17 protein-coding genes and 1 pseudogene are annotated in these 20,694 nt (G+C 72.5%); 8 read left to right on the forward strand and 10 right to left on the reverse strand.

The genetic code is table 11. The features are described 5' to 3' along the window. Window positions 1–51 precede the first annotated feature (51 nt). Window positions 52–1,242 carry an ATP-binding protein gene (locus tag VM242_00830; protein HVM03692.1) on the forward strand — a complete coding sequence of 397 codons (1,191 nt, stop codon included), beginning with the start codon at window positions 52–54 and terminating at the stop codon, window positions 1,240–1,242. 126 nt (window positions 1,243–1,368) lie between these two features. Here VM242_00830 and VM242_00835 read toward each other — a convergent pair whose 3' ends face one another. Then, entirely contained in the window at window positions 1,369–1,599 is a 231-nt protein-coding gene (locus tag VM242_00835) for a hypothetical protein (GenBank protein ID HVM03693.1), read from the reverse strand. Window positions 1,600–1,687: 88 nt separating this feature from the next. Between VM242_00835 and VM242_00840 the strand changes: the two genes are divergently transcribed. Beyond that, window positions 1,688–3,181 (forward strand): site-specific DNA-methyltransferase, encoded by a 1,494-nt coding sequence (locus VM242_00840; GenBank protein ID HVM03694.1) that lies wholly within the window; start codon window positions 1,688–1,690, stop codon window positions 3,179–3,181. A 9-nt stretch (window positions 3,182–3,190) separates the two neighbouring features. Further along, window positions 3,191–3,508, forward strand: a complete 318-nt coding sequence (locus VM242_00845) for a hypothetical protein (GenBank protein ID HVM03695.1) — start codon at window positions 3,191–3,193, stop codon at window positions 3,506–3,508. A 555-nt stretch (window positions 3,509–4,063) separates the two neighbouring features. Here the strand turns inward: VM242_00845 and VM242_00850 are convergent. From VM242_00850 to VM242_00875, 6 genes and pseudogenes are all read right to left on the reverse strand, one after another. Further along, a complete protein-coding gene (locus VM242_00850) occupies window positions 4,064–4,912 on the reverse strand; it encodes an ABC transporter permease (protein HVM03696.1) in 849 nt (282 codons plus the stop codon). After that, window positions 4,909–5,838 (reverse strand): annotated as a pseudogene (locus tag VM242_00855) (ATP-binding cassette domain-containing protein). Before VM242_00855 ends, VM242_00850 begins: the two are co-directional and overlap by 4 nt. A 49-nt stretch (window positions 5,839–5,887) precedes the next feature. Then, on the reverse strand, window positions 5,888–6,538 hold the full coding sequence (locus tag VM242_00860; protein HVM03697.1) for a hypothetical protein: 651 nt from the start codon (window positions 6,536–6,538) through the stop codon (window positions 5,888–5,890). Continuing rightward, window positions 6,535–7,053, reverse strand: coding sequence for a hypothetical protein (locus VM242_00865; GenBank protein HVM03698.1), 519 nt, complete (start codon window positions 7,051–7,053; stop codon window positions 6,535–6,537). The genes VM242_00860 and VM242_00865 overlap by 4 nt, the downstream gene beginning before the upstream one ends. An 8-nt stretch (window positions 7,054–7,061) precedes the next feature. Then, entirely contained in the window at window positions 7,062–7,844 is a 783-nt protein-coding gene (locus VM242_00870; protein HVM03699.1) for a hypothetical protein, read from the reverse strand. Window positions 7,845–9,861: 2,017 nt separating this feature from the next. After that, the gene (locus tag VM242_00875) at window positions 9,862–13,854 is read right to left on the reverse strand and encodes an Ig-like domain-containing protein (GenBank protein HVM03700.1); all 3,993 of its coding nucleotides are present in this window, start codon (window positions 13,852–13,854) and stop codon (window positions 9,862–9,864) included. 377 nt (window positions 13,855–14,231) lie between these two features. On the opposite strand from VM242_00875, the gene VM242_00880 reads away from it, so the two are divergent. From VM242_00880 to VM242_00895, 4 genes are all read left to right on the forward strand, one after another. Further along, complete coding sequence (locus tag VM242_00880; GenBank protein ID HVM03701.1) at window positions 14,232–14,468, forward strand: antitoxin MazE5; 237 nt, start codon at window positions 14,232–14,234, stop codon at window positions 14,466–14,468. Further along, window positions 14,465–14,794 (forward strand): type II toxin-antitoxin system PemK/MazF family toxin, encoded by a 330-nt coding sequence (locus VM242_00885; GenBank protein HVM03702.1) that lies wholly within the window; start codon window positions 14,465–14,467, stop codon window positions 14,792–14,794. The genes VM242_00880 and VM242_00885 overlap by 4 nt, the downstream gene beginning before the upstream one ends. 172 nt (window positions 14,795–14,966) lie before the next feature. Continuing rightward, complete coding sequence (locus VM242_00890) at window positions 14,967–15,686, forward strand: hypothetical protein (protein ID HVM03703.1); 720 nt, start codon at window positions 14,967–14,969, stop codon at window positions 15,684–15,686. After that, complete coding sequence (locus tag VM242_00895; GenBank protein ID HVM03704.1) at window positions 15,683–17,221, forward strand: lipopolysaccharide biosynthesis protein; 1,539 nt, start codon at window positions 15,683–15,685, stop codon at window positions 17,219–17,221. The genes VM242_00890 and VM242_00895 overlap by 4 nt, the downstream gene beginning before the upstream one ends. On the opposite strand, the gene VM242_00900 is transcribed toward VM242_00895, so the two are convergent. After that, a complete protein-coding gene (locus tag VM242_00900) occupies window positions 17,208–18,083 on the reverse strand; it encodes a glycosyltransferase (GenBank protein HVM03705.1) in 876 nt (291 codons plus the stop codon). The genes VM242_00895 and VM242_00900 overlap by 14 nt on opposite strands. 43 nt (window positions 18,084–18,126) lie before the next feature. Between VM242_00900 and VM242_00905 the strand changes: the two genes are divergently transcribed. Next, window positions 18,127–18,906, forward strand: coding sequence for a polysaccharide deacetylase family protein (locus tag VM242_00905; protein HVM03706.1), 780 nt, complete (start codon window positions 18,127–18,129; stop codon window positions 18,904–18,906). A gap of 27 nt (window positions 18,907–18,933) precedes the next feature. Here the strand turns inward: VM242_00905 and VM242_00910 are convergent, their stop codons facing one another. Beyond that, window positions 18,934–20,112 carry a glycosyltransferase gene (locus VM242_00910; protein ID HVM03707.1) on the reverse strand — a complete coding sequence of 393 codons (1,179 nt, stop codon included), beginning with the start codon at window positions 20,110–20,112 and terminating at the stop codon, window positions 18,934–18,936. 149 nt (window positions 20,113–20,261) lie between these two features. Continuing rightward, window positions 20,262–20,694, reverse strand: a 433-nt coding sequence (locus VM242_00915; protein HVM03708.1) for a hypothetical protein, incomplete at its 5' end; no start/stop codon positions are given.

The raw sequence follows: 20,694 nt of genomic DNA on the forward strand, positions 1-20,694 counted from the left end.
GGACTTAAAGTTCTTTACTTTGAGAAGTGCCATCTTTAAGGTTACTCCTTGATGACTGCTCCTTCGGGCCGCAACCCGTTCCGGCCGGGGGTCGGCACGCGGCCTGCGTACCTGGCAGGACGTGAAGGCCCCACTCGTCGCTTCGCTGCAACCCTCCGAGCTGCTCCCGAGCAGCCGGGGAACATGCGGCTCACAGGCCTGCGTGGCGTTGGCAAGACGGTGCTGCTCGGGGAGTTCGCCAAGGTCGCCGAGCGAGAGCTGTGGACCGCTGCGAGTCTCGAGTTGAATCCCCGCCACAACACGGACGACTCGATGGTGCAGGCGCTTGTGTCCCTCACCGAAAGGACTCGAGCGGCACTTTCGCGGGTCAAACGATTGAAGTCAGCGATGGGCCGGGCCGCCCGAACAGCAGGGACCTTAGGGGTCACCTACAACGACATCAGACTTTCCTTCGACCAAACGATGGATCCAGGCTCTGAAGACCTAGCGGCCCACCTGTTTGACGCGGTCGAAGTTGCAGTCGAGCAGGGCTATGTCGGCCTCATACTTCTGCTCGATGAAGCGCAGGTAATCCGAGACGAGCGGGCTCGCTCTGGCGAGCACCCACTCTCGCTTCTCATCTCGGCCATTTCCGCGCTTCAAAGAGAGGAGATCCCGCTGGGGCTGGTGGTGTGTGGTCTGCCTACCTTGACTGGCAACCTCCTTCACGCGCGCTCGTACACCGAGCGAATGTTTCGCGGGGAGGAGATCGGGCGGTTGGAGTCAGTAGAGGCCACCGCCGCCTTTACCGAACCCTTACGTGACACCGGCATCAGCGCCGACCCTGAGTTGGTCCGGCAAGTGGTGGAGGAGGTCGAGGGTTACCCCTACTTCATTCAGCTCTGGGGGGCTGAGCTGTGGGACGCCGCCGTCGCAGCTGACGTGGATAAGTTGGATCTCCGTTTGTTGGAGGCCACGACGCCAGATATCTACCGCCGGCTCGATATTGACTTCTATGAGCCACGGGTCTCCACGCTAACACCCGCCGAGCAGGATGTGTTGCTGGCAAGCGCGTTGTGTCCATACCCACCGCTTATGACGGTTGATATGAACTCGAACGTCAACAAGCGTCCGGGCAACATCAACGTTCTGCTCGGCCGTCTCGTTGAAGCTGGTGTATTATACCGGACACGGAAGGGCCAATATGAGTACACGGCCCCAAAGTTTCGGGAGTACCTGACACGACGCCTTCAGACGGCATGACATCCGGTCGATCATCCGCGACTTATTGTTGCCCGCCACGCTCGATGAACACGCCGGCGACACTCAGCTTCGAGACGCTGTGGGACGCGCTGAACTGCTGGGGGGTCTCCACGGTGTCGTGGGTCATCAGTCGGCGGTGACCTCGGTGACGGCGGCCCGGGCCGAGGACTCGTCGCAGATGGCCTTCTTGGCGGCGTAGGCGGCGACGAGGGCCTGGGCGAGGTTGTTGACCGCCCGAGGCAGGCACGGGCGACCTGGTGGATGAGGGCGCAGGTCGCCGAGACGACCGCCGCAATGTCCGCGAGCGCGCTCAGGGCCGCCCGAGGACACCATCCTCCGTACCGCTCTTCTGGCCATGCGTTGCCGAAGTGTGCCCAACCACGTCGACTGGCATCCCCGGGCCGCTCCCCGTCGCTCGATACCGTAGGCATCCAAGGAGGCCGTGTTGTTCGAGCCACGCCGAACCTCGACATCGAACTTCGGCGTCGGCAAGCGTGAGAGCCACGACGCGTCGGGGTTCTATGCCCGCTTCCGGCCTCCCGAGCTGTCAACCGACGACGGCATCGCCGAAGCACCTGATCTCGGCGACGGCTGCATCAGCGGCGACATCCGGGAGCGGGACGACCTGCCGGACGGGTCGGTCGCGCTCGTCGTGACATCACCTCCGTACTTTGCAGGCAAGGAATACGAGGAGGCCCTCGGCGAGGGGCGTGTCCCAGGCTCCTACGCCGACTTCCTCGACATGCTCCGCGAGGTGTTCGCCGTCTGTGTTCGCAAGCTCGAGCCGGGCGGCCGGATCGCCGTCAACGTCGCCAACCTCGGGCGCAAGCCGTATCGAAGCCTGTCGGCCGACGTCATCGGGTTGCTGCAGGACGACCTGGGCCTGCTGCTCCGAGGCGAGGTGATCTGGCAGAAGGGCGAGGGAGCGAGCGGCAGCTGCGCCTGGGGATCTTTCCGGAGCGCGGCGAACCCCGTGCTCCGAGACGTCACAGAGCGGGTGATCATCGCGAGCAAGGGCCGCTTCGACAGGGCGAAGAGCCTGCAGCAGCGCGCCGCCGAACACCGGCCCCACGTCAGCTCGTTGACGAGCGACGAGTTCATGTCAGCGACGCTCGACGTATGGCGCATCGAACCCGAGAGCGCCCGGCGGGTGAACCACCCGGCGCCGTTCCCGGTGCAGCTGCCCGAGCGGTTGATCCACCTCTACACCTTCGTCGGTGACATCGTGCTCGATCCGTTCCTCGGCTCCGGGAGCACGCTGGTCGCGGCTCGGCGCACTGGGCGAATCGGCGTCGGGTACGACGTCGATGCCGAGTACGTCGCGGTCGCCCGGGACCGGGTCCGCAGGGTGGAGGTGTCGCCTCACGTCGTTCCCACGACGGGCGCCAGCCCTCTCCCGGAGGTGCCGGTCCCTGATGACGGCTCCGCCGACTCGCCCGAGAGCTTCCAAGCTCTAGCGACGAAGGAGGGCAAGGCAGCGCAGGCGATCGCGATGCGCGTCCTCGAAGACGCCGGGTTCCGCATCACCCATCGGAACCGCAAGCTCCGTGGCACTGGCGTCACGATGAACCTCGTCGCCGTCGACGGCGACGAGCGTCCTTGGTACTTCGACGTGACGGGTGCCTTCACCACGACGCGGGCCGGACTCTCCAGGACTGACTCAGTGTGGAAGTGCCTGGGGCGTGCACACGTGGTGCAGAACAAGGTCAACCTCGGTGCACGAGAGAAGACGAACCTGGTCTTCTTGACCTCGCACCTTCCGCTCGGCGGGAGCGAAGGCGACGTGGCGCTGCACGCGGCGGGCCCCAACGCGTTCTTCGATGCCATCGCCATGCTCTCTGATGCGGGCAGGTGGCGGCTCGGTGCCTACGCCGCGGGCCGGTGCACGCGTCCGCTGCCGGGGTTCTGGACGGACCGAGAGCTCGCACGTCTGGACTGACTCGCGCCGATGGACCTGGCCTACGCCGTGGTGCACGGCGATCCCCCCGAAGTGTTCGCCGCTCGCGACATCGACACTCTGCAGAAGGTCATCGCCTTGGAGCTGGTCGCACGCAGCCCAGCCTCGACGCTGCAGAGCGATCGCGCAGCGACCATCCGGCAGGCGCTGCTCGACGAGAGATGGGGCGACGCGCTCGTCGACTGGATGGCCGCGGCCGCGACCGTCGTCGACGTGTACCCGGACGGCCTGACGGTGTGGGCCGCCCCTGACGTCGAGCCCGAGACCGTCGGGCTCCGCCTGCAGTTCAGGCCTCTCTTCACCGACTGATGCCGCGCCTGCTGCGAGACCTCGGACCGGAGGAACGCGCTCCGGTCATCGCAACCATTCGTCACGAGGCGGAGGCGGCGGCTTGGCGCACCGTGCCGAACGCGCAAAGGGCGCTCTGTGCAACCGATGGCCGAGGCGAGTTCGAACTGAGCCGGGAACTCGCCGGACGGCCGGCCACTGGCCGGAGCGCGCATCGTCTCTTGCCTGCGGGGACGCCTTCGACAGGGTGAGCCGAGATGGCCCTCGGTCCCGGCGGTTTCACGTGCGGCGACTCCACTGCACGATCGCAGCCGGCTTCGACCCCGGGCGGGGTGCAGGCCGTGACCTCGGCATCGGCGAGCCCCAGTCCGTCCAGGCCGGCAGGGAAAGTGCTTGCCGGCGATTCACGGCCGGTGCTCGAGGAGACCGGCGGCACGGATCCGCGCCGTTCCTCCTGGGGAACTCGGGCGCTCTGGCATGGGCCCGGCGCTGGGGGCACCGACTCCGCCAGGCGGTGAGGCGGACCCTTCTCGCCGGAAGGTCGTCGCCGTGCGATCCGCTCGGTCGTGGCCTGCGTCAGTTCTTGCGGTACAGGCGCGTCGTCAGGGGTGCGAACACGGCCGTCAGCCCGGCCGCCACGACCAGCACGATGGTGATGTCGCCGGCGTCGGCGTCCCCGGCCATGAGGCCTCGCGAGGCGTCGGCCAGGATGGAGATCGGGTTGACGTTGACGAAGGCTTCGAGCGGACCGGGGAGCGTCTCGGGCTCCACGAACACGTTGGAGAGGAACGTCAGCGGGAAGACGCCCATGAACCCGGCGTTGAGCACCGCGCTCGGCGAACGGAGGACGAGCCCGAGGGTGGTGAACACCCACGACAGGCCGAAGGCGAAGACGACCACGAGCAGCAACGCAGCGACCGCCCCTCCCGCCCCCGCGTCGGGCCGGAAGCCGAGGGCGACGCCGACGAGGATGATCACGGTGCCGGCCAGCACGTAGCGGACCGTGTCGCCGATCATCGAGCCGAGCAGCGGCGCCGGACGCCAGATCGGAAGCGAGCGGAACCGGTCCACGACGCCCTTGGTGAGGTCGGTGTTGAGCGCCACGCCGGAGTACACGGTGGTGAAGAGCACCGACATGACGAGGATGCCGGGGAGCAGGTAGTCGCGGTACTCGCCCGTCGAGCCCGAGACGGCCCCGCCGAAGATGTAGGTGAACATCACCACGAACATCACGGGTGTGACGGTGACGTCGAGGAGCTGCTCCGGGACGTGCTTCACCTTCAGCATTCCGCGCCACGCGAACGTGAGCGCTGCCGACACGGCGCTCGCCTTCGGCGGGCGTGGTGTCGAGGAGATGGCGCGGCGGACCGCCGCCTGGTCAGCCGTCGTGGCCGACGCCGCCTCTGCAATCGGCTTGCCGCTCATGCGTGGATCCCCTCGTCGTCGGCGCCGGTCCGGTCGCCGGGGCGTTCCTCGGCGGGATGGCCGGTGAGGGCCAGGAACACCTCGTCCAGGCTGGGCTGGCCGAGGGAGAAGGCGGCCACGTGGATGCCGGCGCCGGCCAGGTGGGCGACGACCGCCGCTCCCAGGTCGCCGTTCGCGCACGGAGCCGACAGGGCAGCCGGATCCGCCTCCCGGGTGACGCCGCCCAGCTCTCGGTGGAGCACCGTCTCTGCCTCGTCACGCTGGCTGGGGTCCAGGAGGCGCACGTGCAGTGTGCCCGAGCCGACGGACGCCTTGAGCTGGCTCGGCGTGCCCTCGGCGATGACGCTCCCGTGGTCGATGACGGCGATGCCCTCGGCGAGCTGGTCGGCCTCCTCCAGGTACTGAGTGCAGAGCAGGATTGTCGTGCCCTCCGCGACCAGTGCCCGGATGATGTCCCACACCTGGCTGCGGGAGCGGGGGTCGAGCCCGGTGGTGGGCTCGTCGAGGAACATCAGCTGAGGCGTGACGACGATGCTGGCAGCGATGTCCAGCCGGCGTCGCATCCCGCCCGAGTAGTGCTTGACGAGCTTGCCGGCGAACTCGGCCAGACCGAAGGCGTCCAGCAACTCGGTGGCCCGGGTCTTGGCGCCCGCTCGCTTCAGGCCTAGGAGGCGGCCCAGGAGGATGAGGTTCTCGCGGCCGGTGAGATCCTCGTCGACCGAGGCGTTCTGGCCGGTGAGGCTCATGGCAGCGCGCACGGCCTCCGCCTCGCGCACCATGTCGTGCCCGAGGATCTGCGCCCTCCCGGCGTCGGGGTGCAGCAGGGTGGCCAGCATGCGGATGGTGGTGGTCTTCCCGGCGCCGTTGGGCCCGAGCACTCCGTAGATCGAGCCGCGGCGCACCGCCAGGTCGACACCGTTGACGGCGCGGGTGTCGCCTGTGGCTGCGGCGGATGCCGTCCATCTCTCCGTCCCCTCAGTTGCTGAAGGCGAGCACGTACGCCTGGCGGTAGTACGTGTAGGCCTTCTTGTAGTTCCCGGCGGCGAGCTGGCTGTCGGCGGCGGCGAGGTACGACTTGGCCGAGGTGCACGTGCACTGCTTCAGCTCGACCATGGCGTCGATCGTGTTGCCCACCTCGGACTGCACGCCCACGCCCTTGGAGTTGATGAAGTCCGGGGCGTGGCCCTCGCCGTCGGCGGGCAGCACGAACCCCGAGTCGGCGGTCGTCGTGACGGCGAGGTCGGCCTGGATCCGGATCTGCATGAGCTGGTCCTCGAGGTTCCAGTGCTCGTCGATGCGGCAGATGTCCGCCGTCTGGTTCTGGCCCTTGACGACCAGGGCCGCCACCTTGGTGGCCGTCGTGACGCCGGCGGCCACGAGGGCGGCGATGGCGCTGAGCTTGCTGTCCTCGAGGAGCGCCTGGGTCAGCTCGGCGAGGATCACCGCCGAGTTGGCGATGTGCTCGTCGTGGGCGCCCATGGGCGTGTACGGCTTCTCGACGCACGCCTCCTCGTGGATGGCGAGCGCGGGGCCCGGCCCGAGGGCGAGCCCGGCGGCGACCAGCGACGCCACGAGCGCGACGCACAGCCCTGTCGCCCGCCGGCGCCGGTGCAGCGGCGGCCTCACGGCATCCTCGCCAGTGCGCGATCGGCCAGGCCCGCCATCTGCGAGATGCGCTCGTCGGCCGACCCCGACCCGTTGACGAGCACCACGGTGACGAAGGTCTCGCCCCTCCGGGCCACGAGCTGCGACACCAGCTCGCCGAGCGTGGCCATGGCCTCGTCGCCGGCGTCCGCCGTCCGGAGGGTCGCGTTGCCGGAGCCGGCGTAGTCGCCCATGGCGGTGGCGAAGTTCTCGGCGGTGAGCGGTTCGGGTGCCGGTCCGACCGAGAGCGACCGGAACTCCCCGCGGGTCGCCACGGTGAACGAGCACAGCGCGGGGTTCTCGTTGACCACCACGGACGACCCGAGCACGGCCTCGGCCTCGGCCTTGGTCACCAGCGTGCAGGCGTCCGGCGGTGCGTCGCCGGTCGAGCTCTCCTGTGCGCCGGCCAGGTGGCCCCCGGTGACGAAGCCCCCGGCCGCCACTGCCGCCACGACGAGCAGGGCTCTCGCCCTCGGTCGAGTCATCATCCGTCTCACGGCGCCCCCTAGTTGCTGAACGCCAGCACGTACGCCTGGCGATAGGCGGTGTAGGCCTTCTTGTAGCTGCCGGCGGCCAAGTGGCTGTTGCCCTGGGACAGGTACGACTTGGCCGACGTGCACGTGCACTGCTTCAGCTCGACCATGCGGTCGATCGTCGCCGTGACCAGGTCCCGCACGCCGAACTTCTCGACGTCGATGAACCCGCCGTTGGCCTCGGGGAGCACGAACAGCGCCACCGGCGTGGTCGTGGCGGCGAGGTCCCTGCGTATCGCCGAGGCGAGCAGCTCGTCCTCCAGCTGCCAGTGCCGGTCGGTGCGGCAGATGTCCGCCAGCTTGTTCTGCGTCACCAGGGCGAGGTGCGCGACCTTGCCGGCGGCGACGGTGCCGTCGGCGATCATCACGGCGATGCGCATGATCAGCGTGGACCGCTCGAGGGTGTGCGCGGCGGTGAACATGGCCTTGGAGGAGACGGGCTCGGGGTTGGCGACCGCCGCGTCCTCCGCCTTCTCGGCCGCCTGCTCCACGGCGTCGGCGGCGGCCGACAGGATCGTCTGGACGAGCTCGAGCCCGATGACGATGCCCTCGGCGATGCTCTCGTCCCGCACCGTGTCCATCGACGTGTAGGGGTAGGGCCCGTCGCACTTCTCGGCGTGGATGGCGGCGGCCGGCGGCGGCGCCAGGAAGGCCGTCGCCGTGACGGCCACGACGGCGGCCAGCAGCCCGGCCAGGCGCCGGCGGCCCACACCCGCGCCGGTGCTCGCGGCGCCCGCCCGTGTCGTTCGTCGCATCAGGCCTCCTTCCCCCTACGGCGCCGGCGGCGGCGGGACGGCGCACCCGGTGGACGCCGTGTAACCGGAGCCGTCGACGACCACGGCGGGGGCGCCGCTCGGGTTGCGGGTGTTCAGCTTGGTGGTGACGACCCAGCTCTCGACGTGGAGCGGGTTGTTGCCGTTGCTGGTGGCGGGGAAGTCCGCCAGCAGGAACGCCGAGTCGTCGGACTTCTCCAGCCGGTAGTCGGCGCCGGCCGTCGCCGTCGACCGGTTGCCGGCCAGGTCGAGGCACATCCACGACTCGGCGTCGGACGGGGGCGGCGGCACGAGGATGTCGTCCGACGTCGGCGCGGTGAACACCGTCCTGGCGTCGATGCCGACGGCGGCGCCCGAGCTCGGGGCGACGGTGTTGCCCACGACGGCGGCGTCGAGCCGGGCCACGCCGCCCAGCGCCTTGTCGGTGTCGGCCTCCACGACGATGCCGCGCTCGCCCACCGACCCGCCGATCGTGTTGGCCTGGATGCGGACGCTCCCCGTGCTGTCGACGTCGCCGGCGCCGAGCGCCCGTACCCTGATGCCGTTGCCGGCCGGGTTCTCCACCCGCAGGTCGCGCGCCGTCCCCGTGAACGTCCCGCCGAACCGGGAGGCGACGCTGACGCCGTCACCGCCCGTACCGGATACGGCGGGGCCCGCCGCCCCGCCGCCCACCACGGTGAAGTCGACGGCCGACCGGCGCAGCGCCGAGCCGCCCGACGATTCGAGGTGGACGCCGTGGCGGGAGCCGCCCGAGCGGGTGAGGCCGGAGACGGCGACGTCGGCGTGGGACAGGCCCCCGGCCGCCACGTGCACACCGTCGCGCCCCCCGCTCAGCCGGTCGTCGGTCGACTCGAGGGAGCCGGCCGCCTCGCCGGCGAGCGCCATGGCGATGCCGGCGGCGGGGGCGGTGGTGAGGGCGACGACGTTGCGGACGGACGTGAGCTCGATCGTCCCGCCCAGGGCCGTGGCGGCGATGGCGTCGCCCGGGCGGCTCTGGTCGACGACCGGCGTGTTCGGCGGCTCGGGGACGTCGGCCCGCCCGAAGCTGCACGGGCGCGTCTGCTCCACCCGGTTGCCGTCGACCACGACGGCAGCGTCGCTGTCCGCCCCCTGCGCCCGTCCCAGGATCCCGTGCCCGAGCGAGTCGACGACGGTGTTCTTGCGGATGGCGGCCCTCGCCGTGCTCGGCGTGCCGCCCGAGGCGAGGGCGACCGCCTCGATGCCCACGGGCAGCGTCGTGGCGGCGAGCGGCGCGCACTCCGTCTGGCCGGCCGGGACCGCGCAGCTGTCGTCGAGCCCCGTGCCGCAGCCGGCCCGGCGGACCTGGTTCTGCTGGATGGTGACGTCGACCGTCCCCCCGTCGGCAGCGGCGACGATGCCGCTCCCGTTCGGGTCGTCGATCAGGTTGTTCTCGACGGTGCCCGTCACGAGGCCGCCGGCCGTCGCCCGCAGCAGCACGCCGCTCGCCATCCGGAAGCTGCCGCGGCCCGGGCGGAGGATCTGCCCACCGCGGTCGGGCGTGTTGTCGATCATGGCCACCGTGGCGACCGAGCCCGCTCCGTCGGCGAGGACGTCGACGGCGTTCTGCTGGGCGAACAGGGCGGTGAGCTTGGTGAGGTGGAGGTCGAGCACGCCTCCGTCGCGGGCGGAGCCGGCCACGGCCTGCACCCCCTCGGTGAAGGTGTTGCCGCCGTTCAGGTCGAGCGCGCTGCCGACGAGAACCCGGAGCCGGCCGGCGCCCGAAGCCTCGGCGACCAGGCTGCGGGTCGTGTCCAGCTCGCTGCGGTTCCCGGCCAGGGTGAGCACGTCGGCCACGCCGGGCGCCGGCGCCGTGGCGTTGCGCACCCACAGGTTGCCGGCGCCCCGCGACCCGCGGACCGTGGTGGTGGCGATCCGGGAGGCGCCGTGCGCCTCCGCCAGCGCGACGCCGCTTCCCAGGCTGCGCTGCACGGTCGCGCCGGTGATGGACAGCCGGTTCACCCGCTCGGCGTGGATGCCGTCAGCGCCGGCGTCGTCGACGGAGAGCCGCTCGAGGGCGACGTCGTCGGCGTCGAGCACGACCACGCCGTGGGCGTCGCTGGCGTTGACGCGGAGCAGGGCGATGGTCGACCTGGCGCCGCTCTCGATCCGGACGCCGGCCACGGTGGGGTTGGCGACGACGCCGCCGCTGTCGGGCGTCCCCGTGCCGGTGAGCCGGAGCCCTCCGGCCGTCCCGGTGCGCACGAGCGAGACGCCGTACGGGGCGCCCGAGGCGGAGATGCTCCGGAAGGTGAGACCGGCGGGCGTGAGGGCCACGTCGTGGACGTCGAGGGGGATCCCGGTGGTCGTGCGCAGCACGTTGGCGCTGCCGCTGACCTCGAGCGACGAGCTGTCGGTGGCCACAAACGCGGGCAGCGCCCCGGTGGAGAGGTCGAGGCCGCCGCTGAACACGACGGTCGAGCCGTCCCGGTTGTCCACCACGGCGACGCCGCCCGTGGTGCTCGAGACCGGGCCGGCCACCAGCACCGCGCCGGCGCCGCAGTCCGGCGAGGACACCTCGCACCGCACGTGGACGGCGCGGCCGCTGCCCTCGCTCACCGCCCGCCCGCACCACCAGCGACCCGTTGTCGGCGCCGCCTCGGACCTCGAGCCCCGTGCCGGCGGTTCGCGCGATCGTCCCGCCGTTCACGGCGACGGCCCCGCGGTTGTCGACGACCTCCAGGCCGGCGCCGGTGGCGTCGCTCACCGCCACCGACGACAGCGTCACCTGCGCGGTGTTGGCGAGGATGCGGACGCCGGCGGCGGCGGGCGACGCCACCGTCGTGGCGCCGGGCACGCTGAGCGCCCCGGCCACCCGGTCGAGGTGGACCCCGTCGGTGAGCGAGCCCGTCGAGTCGAGGACGGCGGCCGTGGCGGCGGGGGCCCCGGCGCCGGCCAGGCTCCCGTTCGCCAGGCTCAGGGCCGGTCCCCCGGCGCTGCTCAGCCGGCCGGCGGCCATGGTGAGGGTGCCGAACCCGTCGCCGTGGAGGGCGGGCCCGCCGGCGCCGGCCACGTCGACGCCGCGGACGTCGTTCCCGGTGGCCAGCTCGACGCCGCCGGCGGCGGTGGAGAAGGCGATGGTCGGCGCCGTCGGGGCGCGGGCGATCAGCAGCGTCCCGTCCACCACCAGGTCGGCGCCCTGGCCGACGAGGCGCTCGCCGTCCTCCAGGACGAGCGGCCCCTGATACGGCGTGGTGGTCGACGCGAGGTGGACCCAGTCGCACGACAGCGTGGGACCCGTCCCCGTGCACGGGCCGTCGGGGCCGCCCGAGGCGCCCGCCACCGGCGCCAGCGAGGAGAAGGGCGACCGCGAGGTGCCGGTCCCCGCCCCCGCCAGGCGGTTGTCGACGTACCACACCCGGTTGCGCACCGTGATCCGGACGGTGGCGGCCGGCGTGGTGTTCGTGCCGTCGGTCGCCGTGTACGTGAACGTGTCCGTCCCCACGAAGCCGGCCGGCGGGTCGTACACGAACCGCCCGTCGGGCTGCATCACGTACGAGCCGCCCTGCGACGTGGGCTGCGGGCCGTTCGGCGCCGGCACCACGACCGAGAGCGACCCAGACCCGTCGGGATCGCTGTCGTTGTCGAGCACCTTGGCCGCCGCCGTGCGGGCCGCCACCGTTCCGGTGGGGGCGGCGCCGCCCGCGGCCAGCTGGGTGTTCCCGATGGCCGCGTAGGCGTCGTCGGCCGACGCGCCCTGCTCGTTCACGTCGACGACCCGGACGGTGAGCGCGCCGGAGCCCGAGGCGCCCGCCTCGTCGGTGACGGTGAGCGTCAGGGCATAGGCCGGCGTGGTCTCGAAGTCCAGGTCGGGGCGGTTCAGGAGGAGCGTCCCGGCCGCGTCGACGTCGAAGAGGTCCGTCGGGTCGCCCGCCACGATGGCGAACGAGTGCGACTGGCCGGGGTCCGGGTCGGAGAAGGCGACCTGGCCGATCACGTGCCCGGCGCCGCGGTCCTCGCGGACGGTGAGCTCCTGGGCGGGGACGGCCGGCGGGTGGTTGACCCCCTGGATCTGGACGGACGCCGTGGCCGTACCGGACTCGGCGCGGCCGTCGCTGGCGCGGTACGAGAAGGTGACGGTGGCCGCCTGCCCGGCGGGCAGGTCGTCGGCCGGCTCGTACACGAACGACCCGTCCGGGTCGAGCGTGAGCCGGCCCCGGGCCGGTGGCGAGACCAGCACGGCCGACAGCGGGTCGCCCTCGGCGTCGGTGTCGTTGCCCAGCACGCCGGGCGCGGGCACCGTCAGCCGCTGGCCGCTCGGGACGGAGTAGCCGGCGTCGGCCACGGCCACCGGGGCGTCGTTGCGGCCGGCGACGCGGACCACCACGTTGCCCTGCACGGAGCCCTCGGCGTTGGTGACGGTGTACGTGAACCCGTCCGTGCCCGTCGTCCCGGCCTGCAGGTGGTCGAACGGGTCCTGGTCGGCGGCCGCCTTGTCGCGCGCCCTCGGGTCGTAGGTGAGCAGCTGGCGGCTGTCCGGCCCCTGCACCGATCCGAGCGCCGGCCCGACGGCGGTGATGGCACCACCCCGGCGGGCGTCGTTGGCCAGGACGTCGACGGCGACGGCCGTGTCCTCGTCGGTCGTCACCTCGTCGTTCACCGCCACCGGCAGCCCGACGCCGACGACCGTGACCGTCACCTGGCCCTCGGCCTCACCGCCCTGGGCGTCCACGGCCCGGTAGACGAACGTGGCCGTCGCCGACTGGCCCGTGTCGAGCCCGTCGAAGGCGACCCGCGGGTCGAAGGCGAACGAGCCGTCGCCCGCCAGCGGCGCCGACAGCGTGCCGGCGGTGGGGCCGGACACCAGATGGGCGGCGAGCGCCTGGTTCTCGGCGTCGGTGTCGTTGGCCAGCACGCCCGGTGCCGCCACGGTGAGGACGGTGTTCTCGTCCGTCGTGTACTGGTCGCTCCGCACGACGGGCGCGTCGTTCACGCCCTTGACGGTGACGGTGACGGTGGCGGTCGAGGATTCCGAGGTGCCGTCCCTGGTGAGGTAGGTGAACGTCACCGCCGACGACTGCCCACCGGCCAGCGACTGGAACGTGGCGCCGGGGTCGTAGCGGAGCGAGCCGTCGGAGTTGAGCGTCAGGGCGCCCTGCGCCGGCCCGGACACGAGCACGGCCGACAGCGGGTGCGTCTCGGCGTCGGTGTCGTTGGCCAGCACGCCGGCGCCCGCCGGGACCGTGAGGACCGAGTCCTCGGGCACGTCGTACGCGTCCGGGAGGGCGACGGGCACGTCGTTGCGGCCCCGGACCACGATGGTCGCCCGCGCCGGCGCCGAGCGCAGGGCCCCGTCGTCGGCCGCGTAGTCGAAGGGCACGTAGGCGACGGCGCCGTCGTCGAGGTGGTCGAACAGCGTGCGCGGGTCGTACCGGAACGAGCCGTCGGTGCGGAGGAGGAAGGTCCCGAGCGGGCTCGGGGGCGTCACGGCGTGCGCGGTCAGCGGCTGGCCCGTGAGGTCGAAGTCGTTGGCCAGCACGCCCCTCGGCGGCACCTCGAGCAGCTCGTCCTCGCTGGCGTGGAACGTGTCCGCCGCGGGGACGGGCGCCGCAGGCGTGACGTACGGCGTCTCCGCCTTCGGGTCGCACTGCCCGGGGTCGCTCACGTGGCGCAGGAGCCCCGTCGGGAGCACGGCGCCGGCCTGCTTGTTGCGCGAGCACACGTAGATCGGACCGCTGTCGGGCACCGTCAGCAGCGACTCCCGGCTCGTGCACCCGTTCGACTTCGCCACCCAGCGGAGGGCGCCGGAGCGGTTGTCCGAGCACATGAGGAACGGGCGGTCCTGCGGCAGGCGATAGACGGTCGTGCGGCGGCCGCAGTCGCCCGCCGACGCCGCCTGGTACACGTTGCCCTGCGAGTCGACGCAGACGACGTTCAGCTCGGCCGGCGGCTCGTTGGCGCCGCCCACGTTGGCGAACGCGAGCCACAGACCGGCCAGCGCCGCACCGACCAGCAACCGATGTCGTGCCGTCACAGCATCGTCCCCCGACTCGCCCCGTGAGCGACGGGAACGGCCCCTCGCCCCTGCTCGGCCCGTTCGCGTCGTGCGCCGGAAACGTAGGTGGACGCGCGGTTCGATTCTTCGGTAGCCCGCTACTTAGTCGCGCCGCCGGACACGGTCTCGGTTGCTCAGTAGTGGACCGGAAACGGGCCGCGCGTCAGTGTCTGGCTCCTGCGACGGCCCCGGAAGGCCTCCGCCCGCGAGTGCCCGCCCACCCGAGATCGTCGCCGGTGCCGGTGCCGCTCACCTCACTGGCTCCGTCCCGTGGAGGTTCACCGGCCCGGGCGCACGCCGATCGGTACCGCGGGGACGCCCCGCTGTGTATGCCATGACTGTGGCATAGTTGTGCCATGGCACGGGAGCGCATCAGTACGACCGTCGACGGCGACCTCCTCGCCGAAGCGCGAGCGGTTCGGGCCGGGCTCAACGATGCGGCGCTGCTCGACGCCGCCCTTGCGGCGCTGGTCAGCAAGAGCCGGGCGGCCGAGATCGACGCTGCGTATGCCGCGTACGACGACCATCCGATGGATGAGCCCGACGAGTGGGGCGACCTCGCGTCGTTCCGAGAAGCTGCGGCGGCGTCGTGACCGACGTTCCTCGGCGGGGAGAGGTCTGGTGGTGCGAGCTCCCCGACGTGGGGCGCCGACCCGTCGTCGTGCTGTCGCGCAACGCCGCCATCCCCCGCGTCGGACGGGCGCTCATCGGTCCGTGCACCACCACCGTGCGAGGCTTGCCCAGCGAGGTGGTCCTGGAGCCGGCAGACGACCCGGTGCCGCGCCGGTCCGCGGTGAACCTCGACTCGGTCGAGAGCGCCTCGATTGCGGTGCTCGTCCAGCGGCTCGGCCGGCTGAGCGACCGGCGGATGGACCAGGTGTGCGAAGCGTTGGCCCTCGCGGTGGACTGTCAGTCCTGAACGGTGGGACAGGCCCCTGGGCCGGTCGAGCTCGGCGCCCGGACGCGGGGCCTCCGCCTTCGACGCGGCGTCCCGGGTTCGGGTCCCGTCGCGGTTGCCAGCCGAAGCCCCGCTCCAGGTACGGCGACTCCTCGGGGAGCCCCGGAAGGCGGCCCGAATATACTGCGAGGCGGTGTCGGGGCGTGTGAGGCGGGCCCGCGGTCTGGTGGCCCGTCGCCTGCCCGACCGCGTCATCCGCCTGGTCAGGCCGGCGCGCTGGGGGAACCTCCGGCGGCTCGAGCCGTTCAACCGCTCGTGGGGGTTCGACCGCGGCACCCCGGTCGACCGCGTCTTCATCGACGACTTCTGCCGCCGCCACGCCGCCGACGTCAGGGGACGGGCGGCGGAGGTCAAGGACCCCTCGTACATCCGCCGCTTCGGCGGGCCGGCCGTCGTGCGCGAGGACGTCGTGGACATCGACGCCGCCAACCCGGAGGCCACCATCGTCGCCGACCTGGCCGAGCCCGGCTCCCTGCCCGCCGGCCGGTTCGACTGCTTCCTGCTCCTCCAGACGCTGCAGCTCGTCGGGGACGCCCGGCTGGCGCTCGCCAACTGCTGGGAGTCGCTGGCGCCCGGCGGTGTGCTCCTGGTCACCGTCCCGTCCATGAGCAAGCTCGACACGGAGTCCACCGGCCGCGACCGCTGGCGGTTCACCCCCGACGGCCTGGCCGACCTCCTCCGGGCGGCGTGCCCGGGTGCCGAGCTCGACGTCGCCGGCTACGGGAACGTGTGCACCGCCGTCGCCTTCCTCCTGGGGCTGGCCGCCGAGGAGCTGACGGAGCGGGAGCTCGGCTTTCACGACCCCGACTTCCCCGTCCTCAGCGCCGGGCGGGCCCGCAAGAAGGCCGTTTGACGTCGCCGTCGCGGGATCCCGAAGCGCCGCCCGGTGGCCGGGACGGGACGGGGCCCGGCGAACAGGCGGTCGTCAGCGGCACGAGGTGGGTGGCGCTCGGTCAGTTCTCGACCCAGGTCACCCGCCTCGCCGTGTCAATCGTCCTGGCCCGGCTCCTGGAGCCGGCCGACTTCGGGCTCTTGGCGGCGGCGATGGTCGTCGTGATGTTCCTGGACCTCTTCAAGGACCTCGGCACGGGGATGGCGGTCATCCAGCGACCGGTCGTCACGGACGGCCTGCTCAGCGCCGTGTTCGTCGTCAACCTCGCCATCGGCGTCGTGCTGGCCGGCGCGCTCGCCGTCGCCAGCCCGCTCTTCGCTGCCCTGCTGGACGAGCCCCGCTCCGTCGACGTCCTCCGCGCCATGGCGCCGGCCGTGCTGCTCTCGTCGTGCGGCCACGTCCACCAGGCCCTGCTGCGCCGGCAGATGGCCTTCGCCCGCATCGCCCGGATCTCGGTGGCGGCCACGATCGTCGGCGGCGGCCTCTCCATCGTCCTCGCCGCCGCGGGTGGCGGCGTGTGGGCCCTGGTGGCGGGCACCGTGGCCGTGTCGGCGATCAGCACGGTCCTGACCTGGTGGTCGTCCGGTTGGCGCCCGGGCCGGGACCCCGACTGGCGCGCGTTCCGGGAGGTCGCCGGCTTCGGGGTGAACGTGTCCGCCGCCGACTTCCTCGAGTTCCTCGTCTTCCACGCCGACAAGGTGGTCGTCGCGCGGTACGTGGGCCAGCGCGGGCTGGGGTTCTACTCGTTCGCCCAGCGCCTCTTGATGTACCCCGTGATGTCGTTCACCAACGTGGTGACGGAGGTCCTGTTCCCGGCTCTGGCGCGCCACCAGGACGACGACGCCAAGGTGGTCGAGGCCTACCTGCGGGCATCGGCGGCGGTCGCCCTCGTCACCGTGCCCGCCATGGTCGGGGCGGCGATCATCGCCCGCCCCCTGGTGCTCACCACCCTGGGGCCGAGGTGGGAGCCGGTCGTGCCCCTGGTCTGGATCCTGGCGCCGGTCGGCGCCCTCGAGAGCGTGAGGCTCACGTGCCGGACCCTGTTCGTCGTCAAGGGCCGGGCCGACCTCCTGCTGCGATGGTCGCTGGTCTCGACGGGGGCCGTCATGGCCGGCTACCTGGTCGGCGTGCAGTGGGGGCTGACCGGGATCGCCGGCGCCTACGCGGCAGTGGTGGCCGCCCTGACCTACCCCGAGTTCGCCCTCGCCCTGCGCCTCGTCGGGCTCCGCGTGCGCTCCCTGGTGGGGGCCCTCCGCACCTGCCTTCTCGCCACCGCGGTCATGGCGGCTGCGGTCGCCGTCGTCCGGGTGGCCACCGAGCGCGCCGGCGCGGCGCCCTGGCTGGTCGTCGCCGCCACCGTCGGCACCGGTGCCGCCGTCTACGGCGGGACTATCCTCAAGGTTCGCCCCGCCGTCCTCGACGACCTCCTCATGCTGCTGTCGCCCCACCGCCCGCCCGGGCCTCCGGCCGACGACGCCGACCTCAAGGGCAGATGACCCGGTGTTCGATGCTCCCGACGATGCGGCCCCAGTTCTCGCTCGCCGCGACCACCCACAGGCCCCGCCGGTAGCGCGACATGGCGAGGTAGGGAAGGCGGGTGACCGTGTAGCTGTACGAACGGAGGACCTGGCGCGCCGTGCGGCGACCGGCGCCGCGGTCCCGGAAGTCTCGGTACAGGCGCGCCTCGGCCCGCTTCCAGGAGAAGACCTGGTGCGCCAGCTCCCTCAGCGAGTCGCGGTGGCGGTAGTGGACCACGGCCGCCGGGGCGTGGACGAGGCGGTAGCCGGCCAGCTGCACCCGCCAGGAAAACTCCACGTCCTCACAGTGGCCGTAGTCGGTGCGGAAGCCGCCCACCGCCCGCCACACCTCCGCCCGCACGGCGAGGTTGCCACTCAGTGCGAAGGGGAGGAAGCCGAGCGGCGCCGGCGTGTCGGCCTGGCCGGTGGGACCGCGCCATCGCCGGGCTGCCGGCGGGTTGAGCCGCTCGTCGTCGAGAGCACCGCCCACCACGTCGGCGCCGGCGGCCGCCGCCACCAGCTCGGCGAGCCACGTCGGCGCGGCCACGTCGTCGGCGTCGACGAAGGCGAGGACCCTGCCGCGGGCGGCGGCCGCGCCGACGTTCCGGGCGTGGCTCGGGCCGGCCCGGTCGGATGCGTCCACGATCTCGAGGTGCGGCACGCGGAGGGCCCACGACCGCACCACCTCCAACGACGCGTCGGTCGACCCGTTGTCGGCGACCACGACCTCCCACGACCCTTCGTAGGTCTGCGACGCCAGGGCGGCGAGCTGCTCCTCGAGGTGGTCGGCGGCGTTGCGCACCGGGATGACCACGCTGACGTCGACCGTCGCCTGTTCCATCGTTCAACCCGCTTCCCGCCCTGGCCCGTCCCGTGAGGTCGCCGTGACGTCGCTCACCAGCGTCGCACGCGCCGTCCTGCCCGCAGGGCTCCGCCGGTTGGGTGGAAGCGTGCTGGGGACCGTCGTCGGCGTGCACACCGAGGAGGGCCTGGTGGCCCTCACCTTCGACGACGGGCCCGACGAGACGGAGTCGGACCGCCTGATCGCCACGCTGGACCGTCGGGGCGCCCGCGCCACGTTCTTCGTCCTCGCCCAGCGGGCCGAGGCCCACCCCGACGTCGTCCGCCGGATGGCCGAGTCCCACGAGGTCGGCCTGCACGGCGACGAGCACGTCCGCCTCGCCGGCGTGCCGGCCCGGGAGGTCGTCCGCATCGTCCGCGACGGCAAGCGCCGCCTCGAGCGGGTCGTCGGCTCACCCGTGTCCCTCTTCCGGCCGCCGGGGGGCGAGCAGACGCTCCTGTCGTTCGTCGTCGCCCGCGCCGCCGGCCTGCGGGTGGTGCACTGGAGCGCAGCCGCCGAGGACTGGCTCGACCTCGAGGTCGACGAGCTGGTGCGACGCAGCATGGCCCACCTGTGCCCGGGAGGCGTCCTGTTGTTGCACGACCGCTTCGAACCGGGCCCCGGCGCCGGCGCGCCTCCCACCCTCGACCGGGAGGAGCTCCTGTGCCATCTCCTGGACGCCCTGGCGCTGCGGGGTTGGCGGGCGGTCACGGTCACCGATCTGCTCCGGGCGGGCCGTCCCCGCCATGCGCTGTGGTTCACCTCGCGGGAACGGCGACCGGCCCGGCGCGCCCCGACCCGGGGGCCGGAGGCGGGGCAGTAGCTGCGTCCTTCTCGGGGCCCGAACGGCTCAGTCGGCGAGGGCAAGGTCGAGGAACGCCTCGTGACGTGACGTCCAGCTGTTGGCCTCGACGAATGCTCGACGGGTCTCCTCACTCGGCCGGGGCCGCTCGAGCGCCTGCGCCACGGCATCGGCGAAGGCCCCGCCGGGCTCCACCAGGAGGACCGAGGGGTCGACGTCTCTCACCGGCGGGAGGTCGGTCGCCACCACTCGCGCTCCGCCCGCGAGGTACTCGTAGAGCTTCAGAGGGCTCATGGCGCGCGTCAGCTCGGTGGTGCGGTGGGCCAGGAGGCAGACGTCGCTGGCCGCGACCACCGCCGCCAGCTCCGTTCGGCCCATCGGCGGCCGTATGACGATGTTGGGGACGCTGCCGAGGCGGGCGAGGACGGAAGGGGCCACGGTCGGCCCCGCCAGGACGACGCGGCCGGCGGGCCAGCGGGCGGCCACGTCGGCCAGCGCAGCCGTGTCGAGCCGATCGTCGAGGGTGCCGATGTACAGGGCGCGCGGCTGTGGCATCTCCGCGAACCACCCGGGGACGTCCCAGGGCGGGGCCCATTGCTCGGGGGTCACGCCGTTCGGGATGACGGCACTCGGCCCCGTGGGGCCTACCCTGCCGATGAGCTGCTCGCTCACGGTGACCAGGCGGCGCCCGCTGGCCCCCACGAGCCGGTACGCCTCCTCGTAGGCGGGCCACCACTTCCGACTGCTCGGGTGGGCGGCCCAGTCGTCCCACAGGTACAGCGTCACCGGGCCCGCCCAGTCAAAGGACGAGAAGGCGGCGACGAAGGGGTTGCAGGTGATGACGGCCGGTCGCACCAGGCCGGCTCGGGCCGCCGCCCGCCGGAGCGAGCGGTCGTAGCGCTCGTACGCTCGACGGAGGGACGGGAGCCCCACGGGGTCGTACCGTCGCACCCGCAGCGGCCGAACGTGCCGCGCGCTCGTCTTCGCCTCCTGGAGGCGCGGGACGCGGGGCGATCCCTGGAGCCAGCGCACCGCCCGCACCGGCGCGCTGCGCCACGGATCGGCGACCAACAGGCGGTGCACCCGGGGACTGTCGGCCAGCGAGAGGACGAGCTGGTCGCCCGGCATGCAGTGGTCCCGCGACACCGCGTCCGCCCACGAATCGGTGGCGAAGGTGAACACGACGTCGCGGCGCGGGTGGTCGCCCGCCGCCACTCGGGGTTCCATTTCGGCGGTAGTCTAACGACCTGCTTCGGGCGGCCCGTTCGACCTGAACGTCTCGCTCCCCGCCGGCATGAACGCCCTCCCATGGAGCTCCGGGCCAGGCCGCCGCGGGGGTTCAACGCTCCGGCGAGGCGGGGCGGGATCCCTGGTGCCTACGATCCCGCCCCTGTCGAGGTCACGACGCCGCGGCGCCCATCACCGGTTGGTTTCAGCCTGATGTCGCCCGTCGAGCCGCGGAAGGCGGCGCCGAAGGCGAACACGCCGCCGTCGGAGGCGAACAACCAGTAGCCGCCGGTGCCGTCGCGGTCGGCGGCCATGCCGACGACCGGCCTGTTCAGCGTCAACGCGCCGGTGGAGCCGGCGAAGACGGCATCGAAGGCGAAGACGCCGCCGTCGGAGGCGACCAGCCAGTACCCGCGCCCGTCGGGGTCGGCGGCGGCGCCGACGACCGGCTGGTTGAGGCCGAGGTTGCCCGTCGAGCCGGAGAAGCGAGCTCCGAAGGCGAAGACGCCGCCATCAGCGGCGAACAGCCAGTACCCGCGCTCGTCGGCGTCGGCCGCCATGGCGACGATCGGCTGGTTGAGC

The sequence above is a fragment of the Acidimicrobiales bacterium genome (assembly GCA_035540975.1).
Taxonomy (GTDB): Bacteria; Actinomycetota; Acidimicrobiia; order Acidimicrobiales.